18 protein-coding genes and 1 tRNA gene are annotated in these 23931 nt (G+C 68.9%); 9 read left to right on the top strand and 10 right to left on the bottom strand.

The features are described 5' to 3' along the window. Positions 1-3 precede the first annotated feature (3 nt). The 4 genes from ABIS05_RS04325 to ABIS05_RS04310 are packed head-to-tail and all read left to right on the top strand — an operon-like array spanning position 4 to position 9110. The gene (locus ABIS05_RS04325; protein ID WP_348013873.1) at positions 4-1467 is read left to right on the top strand and encodes an MdtA/MuxA family multidrug efflux RND transporter periplasmic adaptor subunit; all 1464 of its coding nucleotides are present in this window, start codon (positions 4-6) and stop codon (positions 1465-1467) included. A gap of 10 nt (positions 1468-1477) precedes the next feature. Then, positions 1478-4600: an MdtB/MuxB family multidrug efflux RND transporter permease subunit gene (locus ABIS05_RS04320; RefSeq protein WP_348013872.1), complete on the top strand. Its 3123-nt coding sequence runs from the start codon at positions 1478-1480 to the stop codon at positions 4598-4600. Further along, entirely contained in the window at positions 4597-7710 is a 3114-nt protein-coding gene (locus ABIS05_RS04315) for a multidrug efflux RND transporter permease subunit (RefSeq protein ID WP_348013871.1), read from the top strand. Before ABIS05_RS04320 ends, ABIS05_RS04315 begins: the two co-directional genes overlap by 4 nt. A 5-nt stretch (positions 7711-7715) precedes the next feature. Next, complete coding sequence (locus ABIS05_RS04310; protein WP_348013870.1) at positions 7716-9110, top strand: efflux transporter outer membrane subunit; 1395 nt, start codon at positions 7716-7718, stop codon at positions 9108-9110. Positions 9111-9166: 56 nt separating this feature from the next. On the opposite strand, the gene ABIS05_RS04305 is transcribed toward ABIS05_RS04310, so the two are convergent. The 7 genes from ABIS05_RS04305 to ABIS05_RS04275 form a co-directional block, all read right to left on the bottom strand. Beyond that, on the bottom strand, positions 9167-9910 hold the full coding sequence (locus ABIS05_RS04305) for a PEP-CTERM sorting domain-containing protein (protein ID WP_348013869.1): 744 nt from the start codon (positions 9908-9910) through the stop codon (positions 9167-9169). A gap of 266 nt (positions 9911-10176) precedes the next feature. Continuing rightward, positions 10177-10797, bottom strand: a complete 621-nt coding sequence (locus tag ABIS05_RS04300) for a 50S ribosomal protein L25/general stress protein Ctc (RefSeq protein ID WP_348013868.1) — start codon at positions 10795-10797, stop codon at positions 10177-10179. An 83-nt stretch (positions 10798-10880) separates the two neighbouring features. Beyond that, positions 10881-11843, bottom strand: coding sequence for a ribose-phosphate pyrophosphokinase (locus ABIS05_RS04295; protein ID WP_348013867.1), 963 nt, complete (start codon positions 11841-11843; stop codon positions 10881-10883). 64 nt (positions 11844-11907) lie between these two features. Beyond that, positions 11908-11984: transfer RNA gene (locus tag ABIS05_RS04290), tRNA-Gln, on the bottom strand. Positions 11985-12022: 38 nt separating this feature from the next. Next, positions 12023-12925 carry a 4-(cytidine 5'-diphospho)-2-C-methyl-D-erythritol kinase gene (gene ispE, locus ABIS05_RS04285; protein ID WP_348013866.1) on the bottom strand — a complete coding sequence of 301 codons (903 nt, stop codon included), beginning with the start codon at positions 12923-12925 and terminating at the stop codon, positions 12023-12025. Next, positions 12922-13434, bottom strand: a complete 513-nt coding sequence (locus tag ABIS05_RS04280; RefSeq protein ID WP_348013865.1) for an outer membrane lipoprotein LolB — start codon at positions 13432-13434, stop codon at positions 12922-12924. Before ABIS05_RS04280 ends, ispE begins: the two co-directional genes overlap by 4 nt. Next, entirely contained in the window at positions 13431-15158 is a 1728-nt protein-coding gene (locus ABIS05_RS04275; RefSeq protein WP_348013864.1) for a tetratricopeptide repeat protein, read from the bottom strand. The genes ABIS05_RS04280 and ABIS05_RS04275 overlap by 4 nt, the downstream gene beginning before the upstream one ends. A gap of 44 nt (positions 15159-15202) precedes the next feature. Between ABIS05_RS04275 and mutM the strand changes: the two genes are divergently transcribed. The 4 genes from mutM (at position 15203) to ABIS05_RS04255 (ending at position 19168) form a co-directional block, all read left to right on the top strand. After that, a complete protein-coding gene (mutM, locus tag ABIS05_RS04270) occupies positions 15203-16021 on the top strand; it encodes a bifunctional DNA-formamidopyrimidine glycosylase/DNA-(apurinic or apyrimidinic site) lyase (protein ID WP_348013863.1) in 819 nt (272 codons plus the stop codon). Further along, a complete protein-coding gene (gene mutY / locus ABIS05_RS04265; protein ID WP_348013862.1) occupies positions 16006-17043 on the top strand; it encodes an A/G-specific adenine glycosylase in 1038 nt (345 codons plus the stop codon). Before mutM ends, mutY begins: the two co-directional genes overlap by 16 nt. After that, positions 17044-17346 (top strand): hypothetical protein, encoded by a 303-nt coding sequence (locus tag ABIS05_RS04260; protein WP_348013861.1) that lies wholly within the window; start codon positions 17044-17046, stop codon positions 17344-17346. Between the two features lie 76 nt (positions 17347-17422). After that, positions 17423-19168 carry a methyl-accepting chemotaxis protein gene (locus tag ABIS05_RS04255; protein ID WP_348013860.1) on the top strand — a complete coding sequence of 582 codons (1746 nt, stop codon included), beginning with the start codon at positions 17423-17425 and terminating at the stop codon, positions 19166-19168. A gap of 231 nt (positions 19169-19399) precedes the next feature. Here ABIS05_RS04255 and ABIS05_RS04250 read toward each other — a convergent pair whose 3' ends face one another. Genes ABIS05_RS04250 through ABIS05_RS04240 form a run of 3 tightly spaced genes read right to left on the bottom strand, consistent with a single transcriptional unit; the run spans position 19400 to position 22628 of the window. After that, positions 19400-20515: an FAD-dependent oxidoreductase gene (locus tag ABIS05_RS04250; protein ID WP_348013859.1), complete on the bottom strand. Its 1116-nt coding sequence runs from the start codon at positions 20513-20515 to the stop codon at positions 19400-19402. Beyond that, positions 20515-22239 (bottom strand): M56 family metallopeptidase, encoded by a 1725-nt coding sequence (locus ABIS05_RS04245; protein WP_348013858.1) that lies wholly within the window; start codon positions 22237-22239, stop codon positions 20515-20517. Before ABIS05_RS04245 ends, ABIS05_RS04250 begins: the two co-directional genes overlap by 1 nt. Next, complete coding sequence (locus ABIS05_RS04240) at positions 22236-22628, bottom strand: BlaI/MecI/CopY family transcriptional regulator (RefSeq protein WP_348013857.1); 393 nt, start codon at positions 22626-22628, stop codon at positions 22236-22238. The genes ABIS05_RS04245 and ABIS05_RS04240 overlap by 4 nt, the downstream gene beginning before the upstream one ends. A gap of 273 nt (positions 22629-22901) precedes the next feature. On the opposite strand from ABIS05_RS04240, the gene ABIS05_RS04235 reads away from it, so the two are divergent. Next, entirely contained in the window at positions 22902-23798 is an 897-nt protein-coding gene (locus ABIS05_RS04235) for a hypothetical protein (protein WP_348013856.1), read from the top strand. Positions 23799-23931: the final 133 nt, after the last annotated feature.

Here is a 23931-nt window from a genome sequence, read left to right as displayed (position 1 = left end):
CGAATGAAGAACAAGGATTCCAAAGGCGGCAAGGCGACCGGAGCCGCGAGAACCTGGCTGCTGGTGGCGCTGGCCGTGGCGGCCATCGCGCTGGCGGGCTGGTGGTGGAAGGGCCGCGACGGCGCCACCGGTGGCGAAGGCCCGGCCGGCGCAGCATCAGCGGCGTCGGGTGCTTCAGGCACCGCCCGGCCCGGTGGCGGGCGCTTCGGCCGCACGGGGCCGCAGCCGGTGTCGGTGGCGGTGGTGCAGCGGCGCGACCTCGCCGTCGCCATCGACGCCATCGGCAGCATCGCCTCGGCCAACACGGCCGTCGTGCGCGCCAAGGTCAGCGGCGAGCTGAAGGCGATCTACTTCAAGGAAGGCCAGCCGGTGAAGGCCGGGCAGTTGCTGGCCCTGATCGACCCGCGCACCTTCGAGATCGCACGTGACCAGGCCAATGCCGCGCTGGCCCGCGACAAGGCGCAGCTGGAGAACGCCCGCGCCGACCTGGCCCGCTACCGCGACCTCGTCGCGCAGGAAGCCGCGCCGCGCCAGCAGCTCGACACCCAGCAGGCGCTGGTGCGCCAGCTGGAGGCCACGCTGCTGTCCGACCAGGCCACGCTGGACAGCGCCAAGTTGCAGCTTTCCTACACCCGCGTCACCGCGCCCATCGCCGGCCAGGCGGGCCTGAAGCAGGCCGACCTGGGCAACACCGTGACGCCGAGCGACGCCAACGGCATCCTCAGCATCGCGCAGACGCAGCCGGCGGCCGTCGTCTTCGCCGTGCCCGACGCGCGGCTGGCACGCATCCGCCAGCAGCTGGGCGACAAGCAGGCCTTGCCCGTGCAAGCCTGGGACCGCGAACGCAAGCTCAAGCTCGCCGAAGGCCGTGTCGCCAGCACCGACAACGCCATCGACGCGAGCACCGGCACCATCAAGGTCAAGGCGCTGTTCGACAACAAGGACGGCAGTCTCTTCCCCAACCAGTTCGTCAACGTGCGCCTGCAGCTGGACACGCTGAAGGGCGTGCTCGTCGTGCCCACGGCGGCCGTGCAGCGCGGCGCGCCGGGCATCTTTGTCTACGTCGTGGCCGACGGCACCGTGGCGCTGCGCAAGCTGCAGATCCTGGCGACCGACGGCGAAGCGACGGCCGTGCAGGGCGAGTTGAAGCCGGGCGACCAGGTCGTTACCGACGGCGCCGATCGGCTGCGCGACGGCGGCAAGGCCGAGGTCATCCAGGTTCCGGCGGCTGGCGCGGCGGCGGGTGGGCGCGGTCGGGGGCGCGGCCCTGGTGCTGCGGCCAGCGCTGCAAGTGCGGCAAGTGCGGCGGCCAGTGGCGCCGTGGCTGCGAGCGGCGCCGCTGACGGCGAGCGCCCGCGCTGGATGGACCGTGTGCCACCCGAGATGGTCGACAAGCTGAAGGCCATGAGCCCCGAGGACCGCCGTGCCTGGATGCAGGAGCACCGCGCTTCCGCTCCGGCCCCCTGAGGCTGCGGCCATGAACCCGTCACGCCTGTTCATCGCGCGGCCGGTCGCGACTTCGCTGCTGATGCTGGCCATCGTGCTGGCCGGCGCGCTGGCCTACCGGCTGCTGCCGGTGTCGGCCCTGCCCGAGGTCGACTACCCGACCATCCAGGTCACGACGCTCTACCCCGGCGCCAGCCCGGACGTGATGACGTCCTCCGTCACCGCGCCGCTGGAGCGCCAGTTCGGCCAGATGCCGGGCCTGGCGCAGATGTCGTCCACCAGCTCGGGCGGCGCCTCGGTCATCACGCTGCGCTTCGAGCTCGTCGTTCAGTTGGACGTGGCCGAGCAGGAGGTGCAGGCGGCCATCAACGCCGGCAGCAACCTGCTGCCCAGCGACCTGCCGATGCCGCCGGTCTACAGCAAGGTCAACCCGGCCGACGCGCCGGTGCTGACCATCGCGGTCAGCTCCGCCACGCTGCCGATCACGCGCGTGCACGACCTGGTGGAAAACCGCCTCGCGCAGAAGATCTCGCAGGTGCCGGGCGTCGGCCTCGTCGGCATCGCGGGCGGGCGCCGCCCGGCCGTGCGCATCCAGGCCAACCCGAGTGCCTTGGCGGCCCTGGGCCTGTCCATCGACGACCTGCGCAGTTCAATAGGCAGCGCCAACGTCAACCAGTCCAAGGGCAGCTTCGACGGCCCGCTGCGCGCGTCCACGCTCGACGCCAACGACCAACTGCGTAACGCGAGCGAGTACGCCAATCTCGTCATCGCCTACAAGAATGGCAACGCGGTGCGGCTCAAGGATGTAGCCCAGCTCGTCGACGACGCCGAGAACCTGCGCCTGGCCGCATGGGCCGGCCAGACCGGCAAGTCCTCCGTCTCGGCCGTCATCCTGAACGTGCAGCGCCAACCCGGCGCCAACGTCATCGAGACGGTGGACCGCGTGCGCGCCGTGCTGCCGCAGTTGCAGGCCAGCCTGCCGGCGTCGCTGGACGTGCAGTTGCTCAGCGACCGCACCACCACCATCCGCGCCTCCGTCACCGACGTGCAGCACGAGCTGCTGTTCGCAGTTCTGCTCGTCATCGGCGTCATCTTTGTCTTCCTGCGCAGCGTGCCGGCCACCATCATTCCCGCGGTCGCCGTGCCGGTGTCGCTGGTGGGAACGTTCGGCGTCATGTACATGGCTGGGTTCTCCATCAACAACCTGACGCTGATGGCGCTCGTCATCTCCACGGGTTTCGTGGTCGACGACGCCATCGTCATGATCGAGAACATTGCTCGGCACATGGAGGAGGGCGGCGAAAGCGTCAGCGCCTATGACGCCGCGCTGACCGGCTCCAAGCAGATCGGCTTCACCATCATTTCGCTGACGGTCTCGCTCATCGCCGTGCTGATCCCGCTGCTCTTCATGGGTGATGTGGTGGGCCGCCTCTTCCACGAGTTCGCCATCACGCTGGCCGTGTCCATCCTGATCTCGGCCTTCGTGTCGCTGACGCTGACGCCCATGATGTGCGCGCGGCTGCTGAAGCACGAGCACCCTGAAGACCATGGCCGGCTGTGGCGCCTGGTGGGCCAGGCCTTCGACGACACCATTGCCGGCTACGGTCGCATGCTGAACTGGGTGCTGGACCGCTCGGCCGCGACGATGCTCGTCTTCGTCGCGACGCTGCTGCTGACCGGCGTGCTCTACCTGCTGGTGCCCAAGGGCTTTTTCCCGGTGCAGGACACGGGCCAGATCCAGGGCATCACCGAGGCCGCGCAGTCCACCTCGTTCGCGGCCATGGCCGAGCATCAGCAGCGCATCGCCGAGCGCGTGCTGAAGGACCCGGCCGTGGACAGCGTGTCGTCCTTCATCGGCGTGGACGGCGGCAACACGACGTTGAACCAGGGCCGCCTGCAGATCACGCTCAAGCCCAAGGAGACGCGCGGTGCCAGTGCGACCGAGGTGGCGCGCCGCATTGCTGACGAGGCGGCCGGCGAGCCTGGCATCTCGCTGTTCCTGCAGCCCGTGCAGGACCTGACCATCGAGGACCGCATCGCCAAGACGCAGTACCAGTTCACGCTGAGCTCGCCGGACTCGGCCGAGCTGAGCCGCTCGACCACCGCGCTGCTGCAGCGGCTGCGTGAGCTCAAGCAGATTGCCGACGTGGCGAGCGACCAGCAGGAGAAGGGGCTGCAGGCGTTTGTGGACATCGACCGCGAGGCGGCCGGGCGTTTCGGCGTCAGCGTCGCGACCATCGACAGCGCGCTCTACAGCGCCTTCGGCCAGCGGCTCATCTCCACCATCTTCACGCAGAGCAACCAGTACCGCGTCGTGCTGGAGGTGGCGCCCAAGGACCGCCAGGGCCTGGACGCGCTGCAGCGCCTGTACGTGCCCGGTGCCGGCGGCGTGCAGGTGCCGCTCAGCTCGGTGGCGCGCTTCAGCGAGCGGCTCGCGCCGCTGGCCGTCAACCACGTGGCGCAGTTCCCATCAGCCACCGTGTCCTTCAACCTCGCGCCGGGTGCGTCGCTGGGCGAGGCGGTGAAAGCCATTCGCGCCGAGGTCGACGCGCTGCAGCTGCCGCTCAGCGTCGAGACGCGCTTCGAGGGTTCGGCGCTGGCCTTCCAGGCGTCGCTCTCGAGTACGCTGCTGCTGATCCTCGCGGCCATCGTGACGATGTACATCGTGCTGGGCGTGCTGTACGAGAGCACCATCCACCCGCTGACCATCCTGTCCACACTGCCCTCAGCGGCGCTGGGTGCGTTGCTGGCGCTGCTGGCCTTCCGGCTTGACCTGGACATCATCGCCATCATCGGCATCGTGCTGCTGATCGGCATCGTCAAGAAGAACGCGATCATGATGATCGACTTCGCGCTGGAGGCCGAACGCGACCACGGCAAGGCGCCGCGAGACGCCATCTACGAAGCCTGTCTGCTGCGCTTTCGGCCCATCCTGATGACGACGATGGCTGCGCTGCTCGGCGCGCTGCCGCTGATGCTGGGCACCGGCGTGGGCAGCGAGCTGCGCCACCCGCTGGGCGTCGTCATGGTCGGCGGGCTCATCGTCAGCCAGCTGCTGACGCTGTTCACCACACCGGTCATCTACCTCGGCTTCGCGTCGCTGGCGGCGCGCCTGCGCAAGCGTCGCAACCGGGCTGCGGAGGCCGCAGCGTGAACCTGTCGCGCGTCTTCATCGAGCGCCCCATCGGCACGGCGCTGATCACCTGCGGCATTGCGCTGGCCGGCGCCATCGCCTACCTGCTGCTGCCCATCGCGCCGCTGCCGCAGGTCGAGTTCCCGACCATCTCCGTCAGCGCGTCCCTGCCCGGCGCCAGCCCCGACACCATGGCCGCCACGGTCGCCACGCCGTTGGAGCGCACGCTCGGCAGCATTGCCGGCGTCACCGAGATCACGTCGTCGTCGTCGCTGGGCAGCAGCCGCGTCACGCTGCAGTTCGACATGAGCCGCAGCATCGACGCCGCTGCGCGCGATGTGCAGGCCGGCATCAACGCCTCGCGCGCGCTGCTGCCGAGCGGCATGCCGGGCAACCCGACCTACCGCAAGGTGAACCCGGCCGACGCGCCCATCATGATCGTGTCGCTGACGTCCGACACGCTGACGCGCGGCCAGATGTACGACGCCGCCTCCACCGTGCTGGCGCAGCGGCTGGCGCAGGTGGAGGGCGTGGGCCAGGTCAGCGTGGGCGGCGGCGCGCTGCCGGCCGTGCGCATCGAGCTGGACCCGAACAAGCTGTCCGCGCAGGGCATCTCGCTGGAGCAGGTGCGCGCGGCCGTCGTCGCCACCAATGCCAACCGGCCCAAGGGCATGCTGGAGACGGGCGAGCGCTACTGGCAGATTGCCGCCAACGACCAGGCCCGCCTGGCCAGCGACTACGCGCCACTGGTGCTGAGCTACAAGAGCGGCGCCGCCGTGCACTTGCGCGACGTGGCCACCATCGAAGACAGCGTGCAGGACCTGCGCAACGACGGCCTGGCCGATGGCCGCTCGGCGGTGCTGCTGATCCTGAACAAGGCGCCCAGCGCCAACATCATCCAGACGGTCGATACCGTGCGCGCGCTGCTGCCGCAGTTGCGCGCGTCCATCTCGCCAGCCATCAACCTCAACGTGGTGATGGACCGCACGTCCACCATTCGCGGCAGCATCACCGAGGTGCAGCGCACGCTGGCCATCTCCTTCGGCCTGGTCATCGTCGTGGTCTTCGTCTTCCTGAGGCGCTTTCGCGCGGCGCTGCTGCCGGCCGTGGCCGTGCCGGTGTCGCTGGCCGGCACGGCGGGCGTCATGTACCTGCTGGGCTACAGCATCGACAACCTGTCGCTGATGGCGATGACCGTGGCCACCGGCTTCGTCGTCGACGACGCCATCGTCGTGCTGGAGAACATCTCGCGCCACATCGAGCGCGGCGTGCCGCCACGCGAGGCGGCGCTGAAGGGCGCCAAGGAGATCGGCTTCACCGTCGTCTCCATCTCGCTGAGCCTGATCGCCGTGTTCATCCCGATCCTGGCGATGGGCGGCATCGTCGGCCGCCTCTTCCGCGAGTTCGCCGTCGTGCTGTCGGTCGCCATCCTCGTGTCCATGGTCGTGTCGCTGACGACGACGCCCATGATGGCCGCCGCGCTGCTCAAGCCTCATGCCGAGGCGAAGAAGCCCGGTCGCTTCGGACAGCGCCTCGCGCGCATCCAGCGCGCGCTGATGCGCGGCTACCGCCGCTCGCTGCGCTGGACGCTGCGTCACCAGCCGCTCGCGCTGCTGGCCCTGGCCGGCGTCGTCGCGCTGAACGTGCATCTCTACATGACCATCCCCAAGGGCTTCTTCCCGCAGCAGGACACCGGCCTGATGATGGGCGGCGTGCAGGCCGACCAGGCCAGCAGTTTCCAGTCCATGCAGGGCAAGCTGCGCACCTTCCACGACATCGTGCGCGCCGACCCGGCCGTGGCCAACGTGACCGGCTTCACCGGCGGCGGCCAGCGCAACAGCGCCAACATGTTCATCAGCCTGAAGTCCCAGGCCGAGCGCAAGGAAAGCATCGACGCCGTCATCAACCGGCTGCGTGGCAAGCTCGCCAAGGAGCCCGGCGCCAACATGTTCCTGGCGCCTGTGCAGGACATCCGCATCGGCGGTCGCCAGTCCAACGCCTCGCTGCAGTACACGCTGCAGGCCGACGACCTGGAGGCCCTCAGGACCTGGGAGCCGCGCATCCGCCGCGCGCTGACCGAGGTGCCCGAGATCACCGACGTCAACACCGACCAGCAGGACAAGGGCACGCAGACCTCCCTCGTCGTCGACCGCGACGCGCTCGCCCGCCTCGGCATCACGATGAGCGCCTTCGACAGCACGCTCAACAACGCCTTCGGCCAGCGGCAGGTCGGCGTCATCTACAACCCGCTGAACCAGTACCGCGTCGTCATGGAGCTGGCGCCCGAGTGGCTGCAAAGCCCGCAGACGCTGGACCGGCTGATGCTGACGGGCAGCGGCGGCCAGCAGGTGCCGATGTCCAGCGTGGCGCGCGTGGAGACGACGAGCACGCCGCTGTCCGTCAACCACCAGAGCGGCACGCCGGCCAGCACCATCAGCTTCAACCTCGCGGAGGGCGTGCCGCTGTCCGACGCGGTCATCGCCATCAACGATGCCGTCGCCGGCAGTGGCGCGCCGGTGTCGGTGCGCGGCAGCTTCCAGGGCACGGCGCAGGCCTTCCAGGCGTCTCTCAAGTCCCAGCCACTGCTCATCCTCGCGGCCATCGTGACCATCTATCTCGTGCTGGGCATCCTGTACGAGAGCCTCATCCACCCGATCACGATTTTGTCGACGCTGCCCTCGGCCGGCGTCGGCGCGCTGCTGGCGCTGATGCTGTTCAAGACCGACTTCACCATCATTGCGCTGATCGGCGTGATCCTGCTGATCGGCATCGTCAAGAAGAACGCCATCATGATGCTGGACTTCGCCATCTCGGCGCAGGACGGCGCCGCCGAGCGCGGCTCGCGTTTGTCGCCCGGCGCGGCCATCTACCGCGCCGCGCTGCTGCGGCTGCGGCCCATCCTGATGACGACGGTGGCGGCTGTCTTCGGCGCCGTGCCGCTTGCCCTGGGCCACGGCGAAGGCGCCGAGCTGCGCGTGCCGCTGGGCATCTCCATCGTCGGCGGCCTGCTGCTGAGCCAGTTGCTGACCCTCTACACCACGCCCGTCGTGTTCTGTTGCATGGACCGGCTGAGCCGCAAGAAGCGGGCTCCCGCCCGCCGCCCCGCGCCCGTTCTGCAGACAGCAAGCTGAAGCACATGCCAAAGACCGTATTGACCCCGTTGCTGCTGGCTGCGCTGCTCGCCGGCTGCGCCGTGACCTCACAGCGCCCGCCCGCCGAACCCGCGCCGCCCGCCGCTTTCAAAGGCTCCGCCGAATGGCAACGCATCGCGCCCGACCTGGCCGTGCCCGAAGCCTGGTGGACGCTGTTCAAGGACCCCGTGCTCGACGGCCTGCAGGGCGACCTCGTCGTCGGCAACCAGAACCTCGCCGCAGCGCTCGCTCAGGTCGCCTCCGCCCGCGCGGTGTTGAAGGCCAGCGGCTCGGCCATCTTCCCGACGCTGTCTGTCGGCGCCGGCAGCACGCGCTCGGCCACGGCAGAGAACAACAACGGCCAGCGCACCGTGTCGACCAACAACTCGCTGACGGCCAATGCCGCGTGGGAGATCGACCTGTGGGGCCGCCTGGCAGAAGGCATCAAGGCCGCCGGCGCCAACTACCAGGCCAGCCAGGCCGACCTCGCCGCACTGCGCCTGTCGGCCCAGTCGACGCTGACGCAGAGCTACTTCGCGCTGCGCACCGCCGAGGCCCAGCAGGCGCTGCTCGTGCGCACAGCGGCCGCCAACCAGCGCGCGCTGGACCTGACCCAGGCGCGCTACGCCAGCGGCGTCGTCGCCCAGGCCGACGTGCTGCAGGCGCGCACCCAGCTGCGCAGCGTGCAGGCCCAACTGGCCGACATGCGCGCCCAGCGCGCCCAGCTCGAACACGCCATCGCCACCCAAGTCGGCAAACTGGCGGGCCAGTTGCAGTTGGCCCCAAGCGCCCGCCTGCCCGAGCTGCCACCCGTGCCCGACCTAGTGCCGTCGACGCTGCTCGCCCAGCGCCCCGACATCGCCGCCGCCCGCGCCCGTCAGGTCGCGGCCTACGCCCAGATCGGCATCGCCGATGCGGCCTTCTTCCCTTCGGTCGACCTGTCCGCCAGCGCCGGCTACCGCGGCTCGTCGTGGTCCAACCTGATCTCAGCGCCCAACCTGGTCTGGAGCCTCGGCGCGGCCGTGGCGGCGCCCATCTTCGACGGCGGCCAGCGCAAGCTCGCTTCGGCTCAGGCCCGCACGAGTGCCGATGTCGCAACGGCCAACTACCGCCAGGCCGTGTTGGTGGCCTTCCAGGAAGTGGAGGACAACCTCGTCGAGTTCGCCGAATCCGGCGCCGCGCTGGCCTTGCAACGCGACGCCCTCGACGCTTCCCAGCGCAACCTCGACATCGTGCTGGCCCAGTACCGCGCGGGCACGGTCAGCTACATCAACGTCAGCTCGGCGCAGAGTTCGCTGCTGTCGGCTGAAGCCAGCCTGCTCAGCGCCCGCAACCGCCAGCTTGTAGCGGCCAACCTGCTGCTGAAGAACCTGGGCGGGCGGCTGCCCACTGCTCAGTAAGGCGCTCAAAAAAAGGGCCGCCGAAGCAGCCCGTTGTTCCCTCGGCTCGAAGCCTCTCAATGCTGCCGGCGACGGCGCGCCGCAAAGCCCAAGACGCCGAGTCCGGCGGCCAGCAGGGCGTAGGTGCTCGGTTCCGGCACCGCCGGCACGCCGGTGATGTCGAGGTACATGCCAACGGTGTGGTTGTCAGACTCGTAGCCACCGAACGACGGTTCCTCGCGGAACACGATGCGATCGAAGGAGCCGTTCGTGTCGTAGAAGTTCACGAATGCGTAAGGCTGGGCCGAGTTCATGCCGGCGAACGGGCCGTTGGGGTTGCCGAAGTAGGAGGCGTTGTCACCGATCGAGGCCAGCACCGCTGCGGCACCGAGTGAGCCGACCTTTGTCGCACCGCTGTAGAACTCGACGACATTGCCCGTGTCGAGTGCCGACAGCCAGTAGCCGAAGTAGTTGACCGGGGCGGCGAGGGTGATCGAGTAGCCGGTCGACGAGGACGTGACGGCATGGTTGCCGACGCCGTTGGCGCTGCCGTACTGGTTCGCCGGGTCGATACGAACCGGAGCGCTGTAGGTCCCGGTGATCGTGCTGCCGCCGAAGGTGGAGACGAAGCCGCCGGTGCCGGTGGAGCGCGAATCGAACGTCTCGACGCCGCTGCCACCTGAGAAGGTTGTCGTGGTGTTCTTGAGTCCCGGCAGCTCGTAGGTCTGGGTGAACGAGTCGGCGTGTGCACCCTGGCCCGCCATCAAGGCGACCAAGCCGGCCAAGGCCACGGCGGAACGGGTGCGAATGAAGATCGTCATACTGAAATCCTGTGTCTCGGTACGAGCCGAGTCTGTTGCTGGAAGTTCCATTGTTCCTACACGGGCCGGCACCCCGCCCCCTCGCGCGTGGGGGTTGCACAGCTGTTCTGTGTGCTTGTGCATGTTCCACCGCCCCGCCCCCCGCGCGTGCGGGGGTGGAACACCTTTCCGTTGGCAGTGGCAGCGCGGCGAAAACTGCCGCAGCGCCATGAAAAAAGGGCTCCCGTTTGGGGAGCCCTTTATCTGGCTTGAAGCCGTCGAAGAAATTACTTCTTCTTCTTCTTCTTGCCGTCGTCGACCACCGGAGCGGCCACGACGATGACTTCTTCAGCAGCCGGTGCGATCGGCGTCGCGACGACCGGGTTCGGCTTGCCGTGCGTGACGATCTTGACGCCGGCAGGCAGCTTGATGTCGTTGACGTGCAGCGAGTGACCTTGCGTCATGCCCGACAGGTCCACCTCGATGAACTCGGGCAGCTGTTGCGCCAGGCAGGCGATTTCCAGCTCGGTGATGACGTGGTTGACCGTGCAGTGATCGGTCTTGACGGCCACCGAGGTGTCTTCGCCGACGAAGTGCAGGGGCACCTTCTTCGTGATGCGGGTGGTGGCGTCCACGCGTTGGAAGTCGCAGTGCAGGACTTGCGGCTTGTACGGGTGCACCTGGAAGTCGCGCAGCAAGACCTGGGTCACGGCGCCGTTCAGCTCCATGTCCAGCAGGGAGCTGTGGAAGGCTTCCTTCTTGAGGGCGTGATAGAGCGCGTTGTGATCGAGTTCGATCAGTGCGGGCTCACCGGCGCCATAGACGATACCGGGCACTTTGCCGGCCACGCGCAGGCGGCGGCTCGCTCCGGTCCCCTGCAGATTGCGCTCAAAAGCGACGAACTTCATGGTTTTCTCCTAGAAAGAGAAACGGCACCCGCGACCAGGTTGCCGTTGGGATTGCAGCCTTGCGGCTGCGGCGGAATCGCCGATCAGAAGTTGTTGTTCTGCTCGGAGAAGAGGGACGTGACCGACTCGCCGTCGGAAATACGGCGGATAGTTTCGGCAAACAGGAAGGCCACCGACAACTGGCGGATCTTCTTGCAGGCCTTGGCCGCGTCGGTCAGCGGAATGGTGTTGGTGATGACGACCTCATCGAGCTGTGAGCCGGCGATGCGCTCGATGGCCGGGCCGGACAGGATGGGGTGGGTGCAGTAGGCAAAGACGCTCTTGGCGCCGCGTGCCTTCAGCACCTCGGCCGCCTTCACGAGCGTGCCGGCGGTGTCGATCATGTCGTCCATGACCACGCAGTTGCGGCCGTCGATGTCGCCGATGACGTGCATCACTTCGGAGACGTTGGCGGCCGGGCGGCGCTTGTCGATGATGGCCAGGTCGCAGCCGAGCTGCTTGGCCAGCGCACGGGCGCGCACCACGCCGCCAACGTCCGGGCTGACGACGACGAGGTTGCTGTAGTTGCGGCTCTTCAGGTCCGACAGCAGCACGGGCGACGCGTAGATGTTGTCGACCGGGATGTCGAAGAAGCCCTGGATCTGGTCGGCGTGCAGGTCCATCGTCAGCACGCGCTCGACGCCGACGGTTTCCAGGCAGTTGGCCACCACCTTGGCCGAGATCGGCACGCGGGTGGAGCGCGGGCGGCGGTCCTGGCGGGCGTAGCCGTAGTAGGGGATGACGGCGGTGATGCGGCGGGCGCTGGAGCGCTTGAGCGCGTCCGCCATGATCAGCAGCTCCATCAGGTTTTCGTTCGTCGGCGCGCAGGTGGGCTGGATGACGAAGACGTCACGGGCGCGCACGTTCTGCTGGATCTCGACCGTGACCTCGCCGTCCGAGAAACGGCCGACCACGGCCTTGCCGAGCTCGACACCGAGGTGGGTGGCGATTTCCTGGGAGAGGACCGGGTTCGCGTTGCCGGTGAAGAGAACCGTGTTGAGCAGCACTGTGCTTCCTTGAGTCAGTGGCCCGCTGAATGCGCAGCCGGTTCAGCGAAGTACAAAAAACATTTGGCAGGGGAGGAAGGACTCGAACCCTCGCATGCTGGAATCAAAATCCAGTGCCTTTACCAACTTGGCGACTCCCCTACACAGGACACAGCAGAGCTGCTGCACCCTATAACTTTTCAGTTGGCCCAACCCGCGAGCGGGTGTTGAGCCAAGCTGCGGCAGATTCGACCGGTCCACTCTGCAGATTTAGCCTGCAGTAATGCCGCCAGGGACTGGTCGTCATTGCCATTCTTTCCATCCTCGGGGAGCACTGAAAACACGGCAGCGCCTGAGCCCGTCATCCGGGCGTTGCCGAATTGCTTCGACATCAGAGCCAACGCGTCTCGCACTTCACTGCTGATCGCTTCTGCTGCGGGCTGAAGGTCATTGCGACCAAAGCCCCCCGCCAATTCGTTGAAGTTTTCTGCAGTTCCAGCCAGGGCGGGAAAGCCCGCGACTATAGCCAGGTTTTCGCTCCGTGCCAAGAGAGGGCTTGAAAAGATGTCCTTGGTGGCCAGCCCCGCCGGCCCCTTGATGACGGCGAAGCGCTGCGCGGGCAGGGACAGCGGGTGCAGGATCTCGCCGATGCCTTCGACGAAGGCCGGGCCGCCGCCGAGGAAGAAGGGCACGTCGGCGCCGAGCTTGAGGCCGAGTGCAAGCAGGCGTGGCAGCGGCAAGCGCAGGCCCCAAAGTCGGTTCAACGCCAGCAGCGTGGTGGCAGCGTCCGACGAGCCGCCGCCCATGCCGGCACCGGCGGGCAAGCGTTTTTCGAGGTGGATGTCGGCACCCAGCGTGCAGCCGGTCTCGGCCTGCAGCAGCCGCGCGGCGCGCAGGCAGAGGTCGTCCGCTGGGAGGTCGCCGCCGAGCACGTCGTGGCGTTGCAGGCGGCAGTCGCTGCGCACTTCGACGTGCAGCGTGTCCGCCCAATCGATGAGCACGAACACCGACTGCAGCAGGTGATAGCCGTCCGGCCGTTTGCCGACGACATGCAGGAAGAGATTCAGCTTGGCCGGCGCGGCCAGATCGTGGAGGGCCTTCATTCCCCATCCAGCTTGGCGCGCAGCGTGACGACGGGGTCGGCCAGGCGCGTGGCGACGAGGGCGGGCAGCTTGGGTTCGATGCGCCAGCCCAGTTGCTCGAAGCCGCTCGCCGTCTTCTCGTGCGGCGCGGCGGGCCAGGGGCGGGCATGGAGCCAGTCGAACAGCGCGGCCACGGGCACGGTCTCTCCCAGCATCTCGCGGGTCAGCGCGTCCAGGTCGTCGAAGCGGCGCTCGCCGTCGGGCGTCCGCAGCGCGACGAGGCCGGGCTGCCAGGTGGCGCGGGCGACGAGGGTGCCGAGTGGTGAGGTCAGCTCCAGCCGACCGGCCTCGGGGCCGCCGAACAGCTCGAAGCTGGCCGCGCCGCCGGTGCCGCGGTTGTGCACGTCGCCGGCCACGGTGACGCTGATGCGGCCGCTCAGACGCGATTCATCCGTTACGGGGGCTGGCGCCTTGGGCAGTTGCGCGCAGCCGGCCAACGCGAAGCTCAGGAGCAGGGCGGCGACCCTCAAGGCTTCACCTTCAACCGGCCCATCACCTCGCGCAGCGCCTCGTTGTCTGCATCGCGCTGGGCGGCTTCGGCGAAGACCTTGCGCGCCTCGTCCTGCGCGCCGCTGACCCAGAGCACTTCGCCCAGATGGGCGGCGACCTCGGCGTCGGGCTGGCCGGCATAGGCCTGGCGCAGCAGCTTCGTGGCCTCGGGCAGGTTGCCCAGGCGGAACTCGACCCAGCCCATGCTGTCGATGATGAAGGCCTCGCCGGGCGCCAGCTGGAGTGCGCGCTCGATGAGCTCCTTGGCTTCCGGCAGGCGCACGTTGCGATCAGCGAAGGAATAGCCCAGTGCGTTGTAGGCGTGGGGGTGGTCGGCCTTCAGCTCGATGACCTTGCGCAGCAGCGCCTCCATTTCGTCGAAGCGGCCGAGCTTCTCGCTCATCATGGCCTGCTCGTAGATGAGGTCGGCGTCGCCGGCGAACCGCTCGGTCGCCGCCTTCAGCACGGCGGCGGCACCGGCAAAGTCGCGTTGCTCACGCAGCAGCTGGGCCTCGGCCAGCATGGCGGCGCGCGCGTCGGCGTCGCTGGCATCGGCGTCGGGCTGGAGCAGCTTGCGGGCATCAAGCAGCTTGCCCTGGCGAGCCAGCAGGCTGGCGCGGCGGTACTTCACGTCGATGCCGCTGCCGTCGACCTTCAGCAGCGCCGCCTCGGCCGCCTTCAGGTCGCCGCGCTGCTCGGCCACGCGGGACAGCATCAGCCAGGCGCTCTGGCGGCCGTCGGCGCGGGCCTTGATCTCGGCATCGCTGCCGGCGGCCGGCGTGTCCAGGCGCTTGAGGCTTTCGCGCAGCGCGGCCTCGGCGGCGGGCAGGTGCTTGAGCTCCAGCTCGATGGCGCCCAGCGCCAGCCACACGGCCGGGTTGTCGGGCGTCGCCTCGGTCAGCAGGCGGAACTCGCGCACCGCGTCGGCGGGGCGCTGCGCCTTGATCAGCGTGCGGCCGTAGGCCTGGCGCAGCGCGTGTTGGTCGGGTTTTTGCGCCAGGCGTGCGGTGATGAGGCTCTCGGCCTGCGGCTCGACCGGCATCAGGTCGACGGCAAGCTGCATCGCGTCGTCGCCGTCGGGCTGGGCCGCGGCGAGCTCGCGGGTCAGGGCCAGCGCACGGGCGTTGTCGCCGGCGTTCATGGCCAGACGCGCCTCGGTGAAGAGGGCCGGCGGCTTGAGCGGGCCGGTCTGGGCCTGCAGCACGGGCGCCAGCGCGGCGAGCACGGCCTTGGGGTCGCTCGCACGCTGGAAGAGGCGGGGCAGCGAGGCGATGAAGCCGGGCCGCTGATCGGCGGGTGCCAGGCGCAGCAGCGCCTGCAGCGGCTGAGGCACCTCGGCCGGCTTGTTCAACAGGGCCAGCAACTGCACGATGGTCTGGTGTGCCTCGACCGAGCTGGGCACGGCTTCCGTCCAGCCGCGCGCGGCCATCAGTGCCTGGTCGCCAGCGCGGGCCTGCAGCGCGATGTTGACGACGCGCTTGAACAACTCCTCGTCGCCGGTGCGGCGGGCGGCGTCCAGCAGCACCTGGAAGGCGACGCCGGCTTGGCCGCCGCTCAGCTCAAGTTCGCCGATCAGCAGTTGGTAGAACAGCGGCGCGTCCATCGCCGAGTTCGTGAACGGCGTTGAGGGCCCCTCCTGGGCATGGGCGTGAAGGCCCACCAGCAGGGCGGCGGCACAGGCGATGCGGCGAACGGTGAACGGCATTCGAGGGAACTCCGGGAGCAAGCGCTGATTATGATTTCGCCCTCATGCCCGAGTTGCCCGAAGTCGAAGTCACGCGCCGCAGCTTTGCAGGCGCCATCCAAGGAGCCCGGGTCACCGGTCTGCGCCTGGGAAAACCCCTGCGCTGGCCCATAGGCGTGGACCCCGAAACCCTGCTCGGCACCCTGGTCGGCAACGTGCAAAGAAGGGGTAAATATTTGTGGCTTCCGCTGGAAAACAGCGGCGGGTTACTGATGCACCTGGGTATGTCGGGCTCGCTGGCGTTTCTGGAAACGACCCCGGCGCCCGGCGCGCATGACCATTTCGACCTGCACACCGACCGGGGCCTGCTGCGCCTGACCGACCCGCGCCGCTTTGGCGCCGTCGTCTGGGGCGCGGGGCTGGATGCCGAACCGGTGGCGACGCTGCTCGGCAGCCTGGGCCTGGAGCCCTTCGACGAGCGCTTCGACGGCCTGCACCTGCACGCCGCCTTGAGTGGCCGGCGCGTGGCGATCAAGCAGGCACTGCTGGCGGGCGACATCGTCGTCGGCGCCGGCAACATCTACGCCTGCGAGGCACTGTTCATGGCCGGCATCGACCCGCGCCTGCCCGCCGGCAAGCTGAGCCGCCCGCGCGCAGACAAGCTGGCGCTGGCCGTGCGCACGGTGCTGGCCAAGGCGCTTGAGGCCGGCGGCACGACGCTGCGCGACTTCCGCGATGCACACGGCGTGGCGGGCAGCTTCCAGATGCAGGCCCAGGTCTACGGCCGCGAGGGCGAGGCGTGCCGGCGTTGCGGCACGGCCATCCGGCGCATCGTGCAGGGCGCGCGCTCCACCTTCTTCTGTCCGACATGTCAGAAACGTTGATCGCCGACTTCGGCAAGACGGTGGTGGCCTGGCAGCGCCGCCACGGCCGCCACACGTTGCCGTGGCAGAACACGCGTGACCCGTACCGCGTCTGGCTGTCGGAGGTCATGCTGCAGCAGACGCAGGTGACCACGGTGCTGGGCTATTACGAGCGCTTCCTCACGCGCTGGCCCAAGGTCACCGATCTGGCCGCCGCCACGCTGGACGAAGTGCTGGCGCAGTGGGCGGGCCTGGGCTACTACAGCCGTGCGCGCAATCTCCACGGCTGCGCCAAGGCGGTGGCCGAGCTGCATGGCGGCGAGTTCCCGGCCACGGCTGCGGGCCTGCAGACGTTGCCCGGCATCGGCCGCTCCACGGCTGCGGCCATCGCGGCCTTCTGCTTCGGCGAGCGCGTCGCCATCCTGGACGGCAACGTGAAACGCGTGCTTGGCCGCGTGCTGGCCTTTGGCGGCGATCTGGCCAGCAGCGCGGCCGAGAAGCGCCTCTGGGACCGTGCCAGCGAGCTGCTGCCCGAGCAGGACGTGGACCGCTACACGCAGGGCCTGATGGACCTGGGCGCAACCGTCTGCAGTACGCGCTCGCCCGATTGCCTGCTCTGCCCGGTGCAGCCGATGTGTCGCGGCCAGCACGAGGGCGACCCGACGCGCTACCCCGTCAAGACGCGCAAGCTCAAGCGCGGCCGGCGCGAGAACTGGTGGCTTTGGGTCGAAAAGAAGGGCGAGGCTGGGGGCCAGGTCTTGCTGCACCAGCGCCCGGCCACCGGCGTGTGGGCGGGGCTGTGGACGCTGCCGATGTTCGACGACGAGGCAAGTGCCCGCGCGGCCCTGCCCGGTGGCGAGCTGGCGACGCTGCCGCGCATCCAGCACGCGCTGACCCACTTCGACTGGGTGCTGCACACGCTGCGGGCCGAGGTGCATGGAGTGACCGCAGGCATGACGGATGGCGGCACCTGGGTGGCGCGGGAGAAACTTAGCCTTTACGCGCTGCCCGCGCCGCTGAAGAAGCTGATCGAGGAAAGCTGAATGAAGAACGACATCAAAAGTGGCATCGAGTACGCGGTCATCACACTGCTGGTGTCGGGCCTGTGCCTGTGGCAGCTGATCAGCGGCGCCAACGAGCCCGACCCGCCGGCGGCCAGGATCGCCCTCATGGGCCTGGGCCTGCTGGTGGCGGGTGCCATGCATTGCGTCTTCATGATGCAACTGGTGCGGCGCACGGGGCGTTCGTTCGCGCCGTGGTTCGTCGCCATCGTCATCTTCGCGCCGCTGGGCACGGCCGTGCTGCTGGCCTTGCTGCTCAGCGAGTCGGAGCCGTCGGAAAGCTGACCACGCGGGCTTGTGCCAGCATTGCTTCACCTCGCCGAAAGAGGCAAAGTCCCCGAGGCAACGAGAGGGCACTGCCATGGACTTACTGAAGAACCTGCGCGTCGGGGCCCGCCTCGGCCTGGCCTTCGCCGTGTTGCTGGCGTTGATGCTGGCGATGGCCGGCGTGGGGGCCTTGCTGGCGCGCTCCATCAATGAGTACGCGGAGTTTTACCCCCACAACATCCTGCCGTCGCTGCGGCTGATCCACGAGATCGACGGCGCCATCGGCGACGCGCGGCGGCTGGAGCAGCAGCACGTCATGGCCGACGATGACAAGGAGAAGAAGGCCACGTCGGCCCGCATCGCCCAGGCGCGCGCGGAGCTCGCCAAGGCGTTCAAGGACTACGAGCCCCTGGTCACCGACGACGAGGACCGTGCGCTGATGAAGAAAGCCAGCGACGGCCTGGCGGCGTACCTGAGCCTGCAGGACAAGGTGTTGAAGGCCTCCGACGAAAGCGGCGCGGACCCGACCCAGGCCACGGCGGCGAGGGAGACGTCGTTGGGTGCGGTGCGCACGGTCTTCCTGCCGGTGCGAGAGGCTGTCGCCCGCTGGTGGGAACACAACGAGAAGCTCGCAGCGACAGCGACCGAGTCCGCTGCGGCTGCCTACCGGCGCGTGCTGTTGATCTTCGCGCTCGCGACGGTCGTCGCCCTGGTCATTGGTATCGCGGCAGCGCTGACCATCACGCGCTCCATCACGCGCCCGGTGCAGCGTGCGTCCGACGCTGTCAGGGCCGTGGCAGGCGGCGACCTGACGCAGCGGCTGCAGAGCAACGGGCGCGACGAGCTGGGCCAGCTGCTGTCCATGCTGGACGAGATGACGCAGAACCTGGCGCGCATGGTGTCGGGCGTGCGCCAGGGCTGCGAGCAGCTCAACGTGGCGGCGGCCGAGATTGCCCAGGGCAATGCCGACTTGTCGGCCCGCACCGAGAGCCAGGCGTCGAGCCTGGAAGAAACGGCCGCCTCGGTCGAGCAGATGGCCGCGCAGATCAAGGCAAATGCCGACAACGCGCGCCAGGCCGATCAGCTCGCCAACCATGCCTCCGAGGTGGCCCAGGCCGGTGGCGTCGCGGTGGGCGAGGTGGTCGCGACGATGGATGGCATCTCGACCTCCAGCCGCAAGATCGCCGACATCATCGGCACCATCGACGGCATCGCCTTCCAGACCAACATCCTCGCGTTGAACGCGGCGGTGGAAGCGGCCCGTGCGGGCGAGCAGGGCCGGGGCTTTGCCGTCGTGGCCGGCGAGGTGCGCCTGCTGGCGCAGCGCAGCGCCGAGGCGGCCAAGGAGATCAAGAGCCTCATCGGCGACAGCGTCAGCAAGGTCGAGAGCGGCAGCGCCCAGGTGCTGGCGGCGCGCGAGACCATTGGCCAGATGGTGACCGAGGTGCGCAAGGTGACCGCCCTCGTCGGCGAGATCACGGTGTCCAGCCGCGAGCAGAGCGAGGGCGTGGGCCAGATCAATGCCGCCGTGAACCAGCTCGACCAGGCCACGCAGCAGAACGCGGCGCTGGTGGAACAGACCGCCGCTGCGGCCGAGAGCATGCGCATGCAGACGACGCAGCTGACCGAGGCGGTTGCAGCCTTCCGCGTGGATGCCGGCCACGCGGCTGCGCCGAGGCCGGCGGCCGCTCACAAGTCGGTGGCCAGGTCTGCGCCCAAGCCCGCAGCCAGGGCTGCGGGCCCCAGGCCGGCAGCACCCGCACCGGCGAAAGCCGCGCCTGCGCCCGCGGCCACTGCGCCCCCACCGGGCGCCGGCGAGAGCGACTGGGAGACCTTCTGATGACCTTGCGGGACAGACCGCCCGAGCGAAGCGAGTAGCTCTGTCTCCAACTAAGCTGATGACCTTGCGAGACAGACCGCCCGAGCGAAGCGAGTAGCTCTGTCCCCAACTAAGCTGATGACATTGCGGGACAGACCGCCCGAGCGAAGCGAGTAGCTCTGTCCCCAACTAAGCTGATGACCTTGCGGGACAGACCGCCCGAGCGAAGCGAGTAGCTCTGTCCCCAACTGGCTAGAACAACGCCGCGAGTCGCCGCACGGCGTCTTCGGAGTGCGCCCGGTCCGGCCGCAGGTCGTCGCTGCCGAAATCGTGCTCGCCCATAGACGCGACGAGCAAGCCGTCGCGGCGCGGCAGGGCCACGACGTTGCGGCCTCGGTAGATCACCGCATAGTCCACCTCGGGCTGCGGAATGAGCCGCGCCGTCTGGCCGCGCACCGGCGTGAGGCTGGTGTCGGCCAGCAGCGTGCGCGCGCCGTCGCCCGTGCAGTTGACGACGAGGCGCTCGGGCAGGCGGGCGAAGTCGCGCGGCCGTTTGAACTCGCGCTGCACCAGCTCGCCGCCGTCTCGCGCAAAGTCCTCCAGCAGCAGGCGCTGGTAGGCCGGCACGTTGAAGACGAGCTGCGTGAAGCGGCGCGCCTGGGCTGAGTGAAACGGGTGTTCGCCGGCGGCCAGTGCCTTGCTGTGCGGGCGCACATCCAGGGGCAACTCCGGGTAGTCCGGTTCCACGGCGTAGCTGGGCAACGGCGTGTCGAAGCCGTTGTCGGCGACCAGGTAGCCGTCATGCCATTCCACCGGAGCCGAAGGCAGGCCGAGATAGCTCTGGTGGACCTTGAAGGACGCACGCGCCATGGCTTCCCAACCCGCCTTCCAGGCGTCGGTCGCGTACTCGCTCGTGACGATGCGCGAGTCTGGCGTCCACAGGCCCGTGGCGGCCGAGGAGTGCACGTGCGGTGGCCTGTCCTTGGCGTAGAGGCGCACCTTGAAGCCGGCCTGCTGGGCCGTGCGCGCGGTCGTCAGGCCGATGGCGCCAGCGCCGATGACGGCGATGCGCTCACCCGGCCGCGCGTGGGCCTGGATCAGCGCCAGCGCCCGCTCGGCCGAGCCCCAGCTCAGCGACCAGCCACTGCCGCCGTGGCCGTAGTGGTGAACGACGGCCTTGCCGAACAGCCGCTCGGCCTCGATGCGCGGTCCTTGCGCGCGAAATGGGCGGATGCCGACGGTGATGTCGATGATGCGGTCGACGCTGATGCGCATCGCCGCCGGTGCCCGAGGCGGCGCGAAGTCGAGGGCGCGTGCAGGCAGGGTCAGGGCCGCGCTGCCAGCGGCGAGTAGATGGCGCCGCTGCATCAGAACCCCTTACGGCCGAGCGACTTGCGGATCAGCGCCGCGTCACGCAGCCGGTTGGCCGAGCCGTCTGCGTCCAGCAGCACGACGGTGATCGGGCGCTTGCCGTTCATCATGCGCATGGCCAGGCAGCGGCCGGCCTCCTCGGTGTAGCCGGTCTTGGAGACGCGGATGTTCCAGCCCTTTGCGCCCACCAGCCGGTTGGTGTTGCGGATCTCGCGCGGCCGGCCGTCCACCGGCACATTGGCCTTCTTGACGCTGGTGATGCGCTCGATCTCGCGGTAACGCGCCGCTGCCGAAGTGATGGCGGCCATCTCGGTGGCGGTAGATGTGTTGGCCGGCGACAAGCCCGTCGGGTCGGTGATGGCCGTGCGGGTCAGGCCGAGTGCGCGGATCTTGGCGTGCATGGCCTTCGCGAAGCCGGCCTCGCCGCCGGGAAAGGTGCGGGCCAGCGCCGCAGCGGCGCGGTTCTCGGACGCCATCAACGCCATCTCCAGCGCCGACTGGCGCGACATCTGCGTGCCCACGCGCACCCGCGAGCGGCTGTGCTTGAGCGTGTCGACGTCGTCGTCGGTGATGCGCAGCTTCTCGTTCGGGTCCAGCTTGGCGTCCAGCACCACCATGGCCGTCAGCAGCTTGGTTAGCGAGGCGATGGGGACGATGGCGTCGGCGTCGCGGGACATCAGCACCTTGCCGGTCTCGTCATCGACAACGAGGACATGCTTGGCATTGACGGGCAGGCGCAACTGCTGGACTGGTGGCGTCTCCTTTGCCGCCGCAACGGGCGTTGCTGAAACGGGCGGCTCGGGTGTCTCGCGGCCCTTGGCCTGCACGACGAAGCTCGTCGCGGCGATCAGCAGCGCAGGCAGGGCCAGCTTCCAGCCGGTGGCCTGAGGGCGGGGCGCGAGCAGGCGTTCGATGCGCTGAAGCAGGTCACCGCCGCGAGCGGCCATGGCGAGGGCGGGCGTAGGCTGCGGCGCCAGTTCGCTGAGTGCATGCAGCGCCAGTGCCAGGCGGCGACGGTCGCACAGCAGCTCGGCCGATACTTCATCAGCCACCAGCTCCCGCTCGGCGCGCATGCGGGCCGACAGCCACCAGACGACGGGGTGGAAGAAGAGCAGCGCCTCGACGGCACTCTGCAGCAGGTTGGCGAGATAGTCCCAGCGCCGCACATGCGCCAGCTCGTGGGCGAGCAGGGCTTCGATCAGGTCGACCGGCAGGCGGCTCAGCAGCGCGGCGGGCAGCAGCACGCAGGGCCTCAAGGCGCCCAGTGCGATGGGCCCGGCCAGCTCGGGCAGCAGGCGCAGGCTGACTGGGCGCTTCAGGCCCAGGCGGCGGGCGAGGGCGTCCAGCCGCGCCTGCCATTCAGCCGGCGCCGGCACGCTGCGCCGGCGCGCTCGGCGCACCCAGGCCAGGCCCAGCGCGAGGCGGCCGAGCATCAGCGCCGTGCCCAGCGCCCAGGCGGTGACGAGGGCCGGCATCTGCTCGGCCCACGGTGGCAGCTCGCCGAGGAACTCGACATCGGCGGGCGCGACGTCCAGGCATTGGGCCAGGGGCAGCGCCAGGCACAGCCCCAGTCCAACCGCGCAGACGGCGTATCGCCAACGTGCCGACGCCCCACGCAATAGGGCCAGCAGCAGCGCCGCCACGGCACCGATGACGGCGCCCTGCCAGACGAAGTTCACGAGAGCCCAGCCCCACACATTCATGACGACATCCACGCTCATGCCTCATCTCCGTTCTTGGCCAGCAGCCGGCGGATTTCCGCGCGCTCCTTGGCACTCACATGGTTCTTCAATGCCGCCAACACCAGCGCCTTGCCCGAGCCGGCAAAGGCCTTGGCGATGAAGTCCCTGACGAGGGATTGCTGCAGCTTGTCCTGCGCGTGCACCGGCGCGTAGAGCTGCGGGCGCTGGCTTTCGTCGCGCGCCAGCAGGCCCTTGCCGTGCATGACCTGCAGCTGGCGCAGCACGGTGGCGTAGGTGGCCTCGGGGCGGTCGGGCAGCAGGGCATCGTGCACGGCCTTGGCGTCGGCCGGGCCGAGGCGCCACAGCACCTGCAGCAGGTCCAGCTCGGCGGCCGTGGGGCGGGCAGCGGGAGGGGAGGTTTTGCTCATGGCGCGCAGCATAGAAGTTCTAGAACTTGTTGTCTAGAACTGATGTTCTGAATTTGGAAAGCCCTTATCCGAAAGAGCCATACCGGCAGCTTCCGCTGGTTCTTCGGCACCTTGAAGGGACAACGGCGCCAAGTACGACATGATCCTTGGGGTGCACTGAACGGCTCGGGCTATTTGCCGAGGCACTCGAACCGTTCTGAGTGCCTGCCGCTGTCGCGGTGATCGTGATAAAGCAACGTAAATCGACAAGCAGTGCGTGTCAAACTGGCGCGCATGATCACAAGCCGCCGGCACTGCCTCCAACTCGGCCTTGTGGGCCTGGTGGCCGGTGGCGCCGCGCGGGCTGGCGAGGCGACGGTGGTGCGTTATCCGGCGCCTCAGTCCGATCTGGACAAGCGCTCGCTGGACATGATCAGCCTGCTGGACGCGGCGCTGCGCCGCACCGAAGTCAACCACGGCCCGGTCCGGCTGCTGCCGTCGGACGAGCGCCTGACCGAGTTGCGCCAGTTCGCCGAATTGAATATGGACCGCGGGCTGCTGCACGTGACCTGGGCGAACCCGGCCCTGCAACGCAAGACCAGCGCGCGGCCCGTGAACTTCGATACCCGGCGCGGCCTGCTGGGTATGCGTGTCTCGCTGCTTGAGCAGCAGCGGCTGCCCGACCTCGCCAAGGCGAGCGACCTGGCGGCGCTGCGGCGCTTCACCATCGGCCAAGGCCTGGGCTGGCCGGACGTGGATGTTTATGAGGCCAGCGGCTTGAAGGTCTTCACCGTGTCCGGCTACGAGAACCTGTTCCGCATGTTGCTGGCCGGCCGGTTCGATCTGTTTCCGCGCGGCGTTGGCGAAGTGTTTGACGAGTTCGATGCGCGGCATGCCGCCATGCCGCGCCTCGCGGTTGACCCCAGCCTGCTGCTGGTCTTTCCCCATCCCTGCCACTACTACTTCGCACCCAGCCAGGCTGCGCTGGCGGCCCGGGTCGAAGAGGGCTTGCTGGCGATGAAGGCGGATGGCAGTTTCGATGCGCATCTGTGGCGCCACCACGGGCCGTCCGTGGCGCGTGCCGGGTTGCGAAAGCGCCGCGTGCTGCATCTGCACAACCCCAACGTGAGTGCCGATGCCGAGCGCGAGATGGAGGCCGACCTGGCCTACTGGATGAAGCCACGGAGATGAACGCCCCTCGCCCAGTCTCGCGCCGCTGAACGCGGGCGCGCCTGGGGCGGTCCCCCGAGGGGACGGCGATGCTTGCGGCATTGAGCCGCAGGCACATCGCCAGACGGGCCGGCTTGGGAGCGGCCCGGCGCTC

This window comes from Roseateles sp. (assembly GCF_039929605.1).
Classification (GTDB): Bacteria; Pseudomonadota; Gammaproteobacteria; order Burkholderiales; family Burkholderiaceae_C; genus Pelomonas.
The sequence above is the reverse complement of the archived record's forward strand: the minus strand, read 5'-3'. Positions and strand labels throughout refer to the sequence as shown.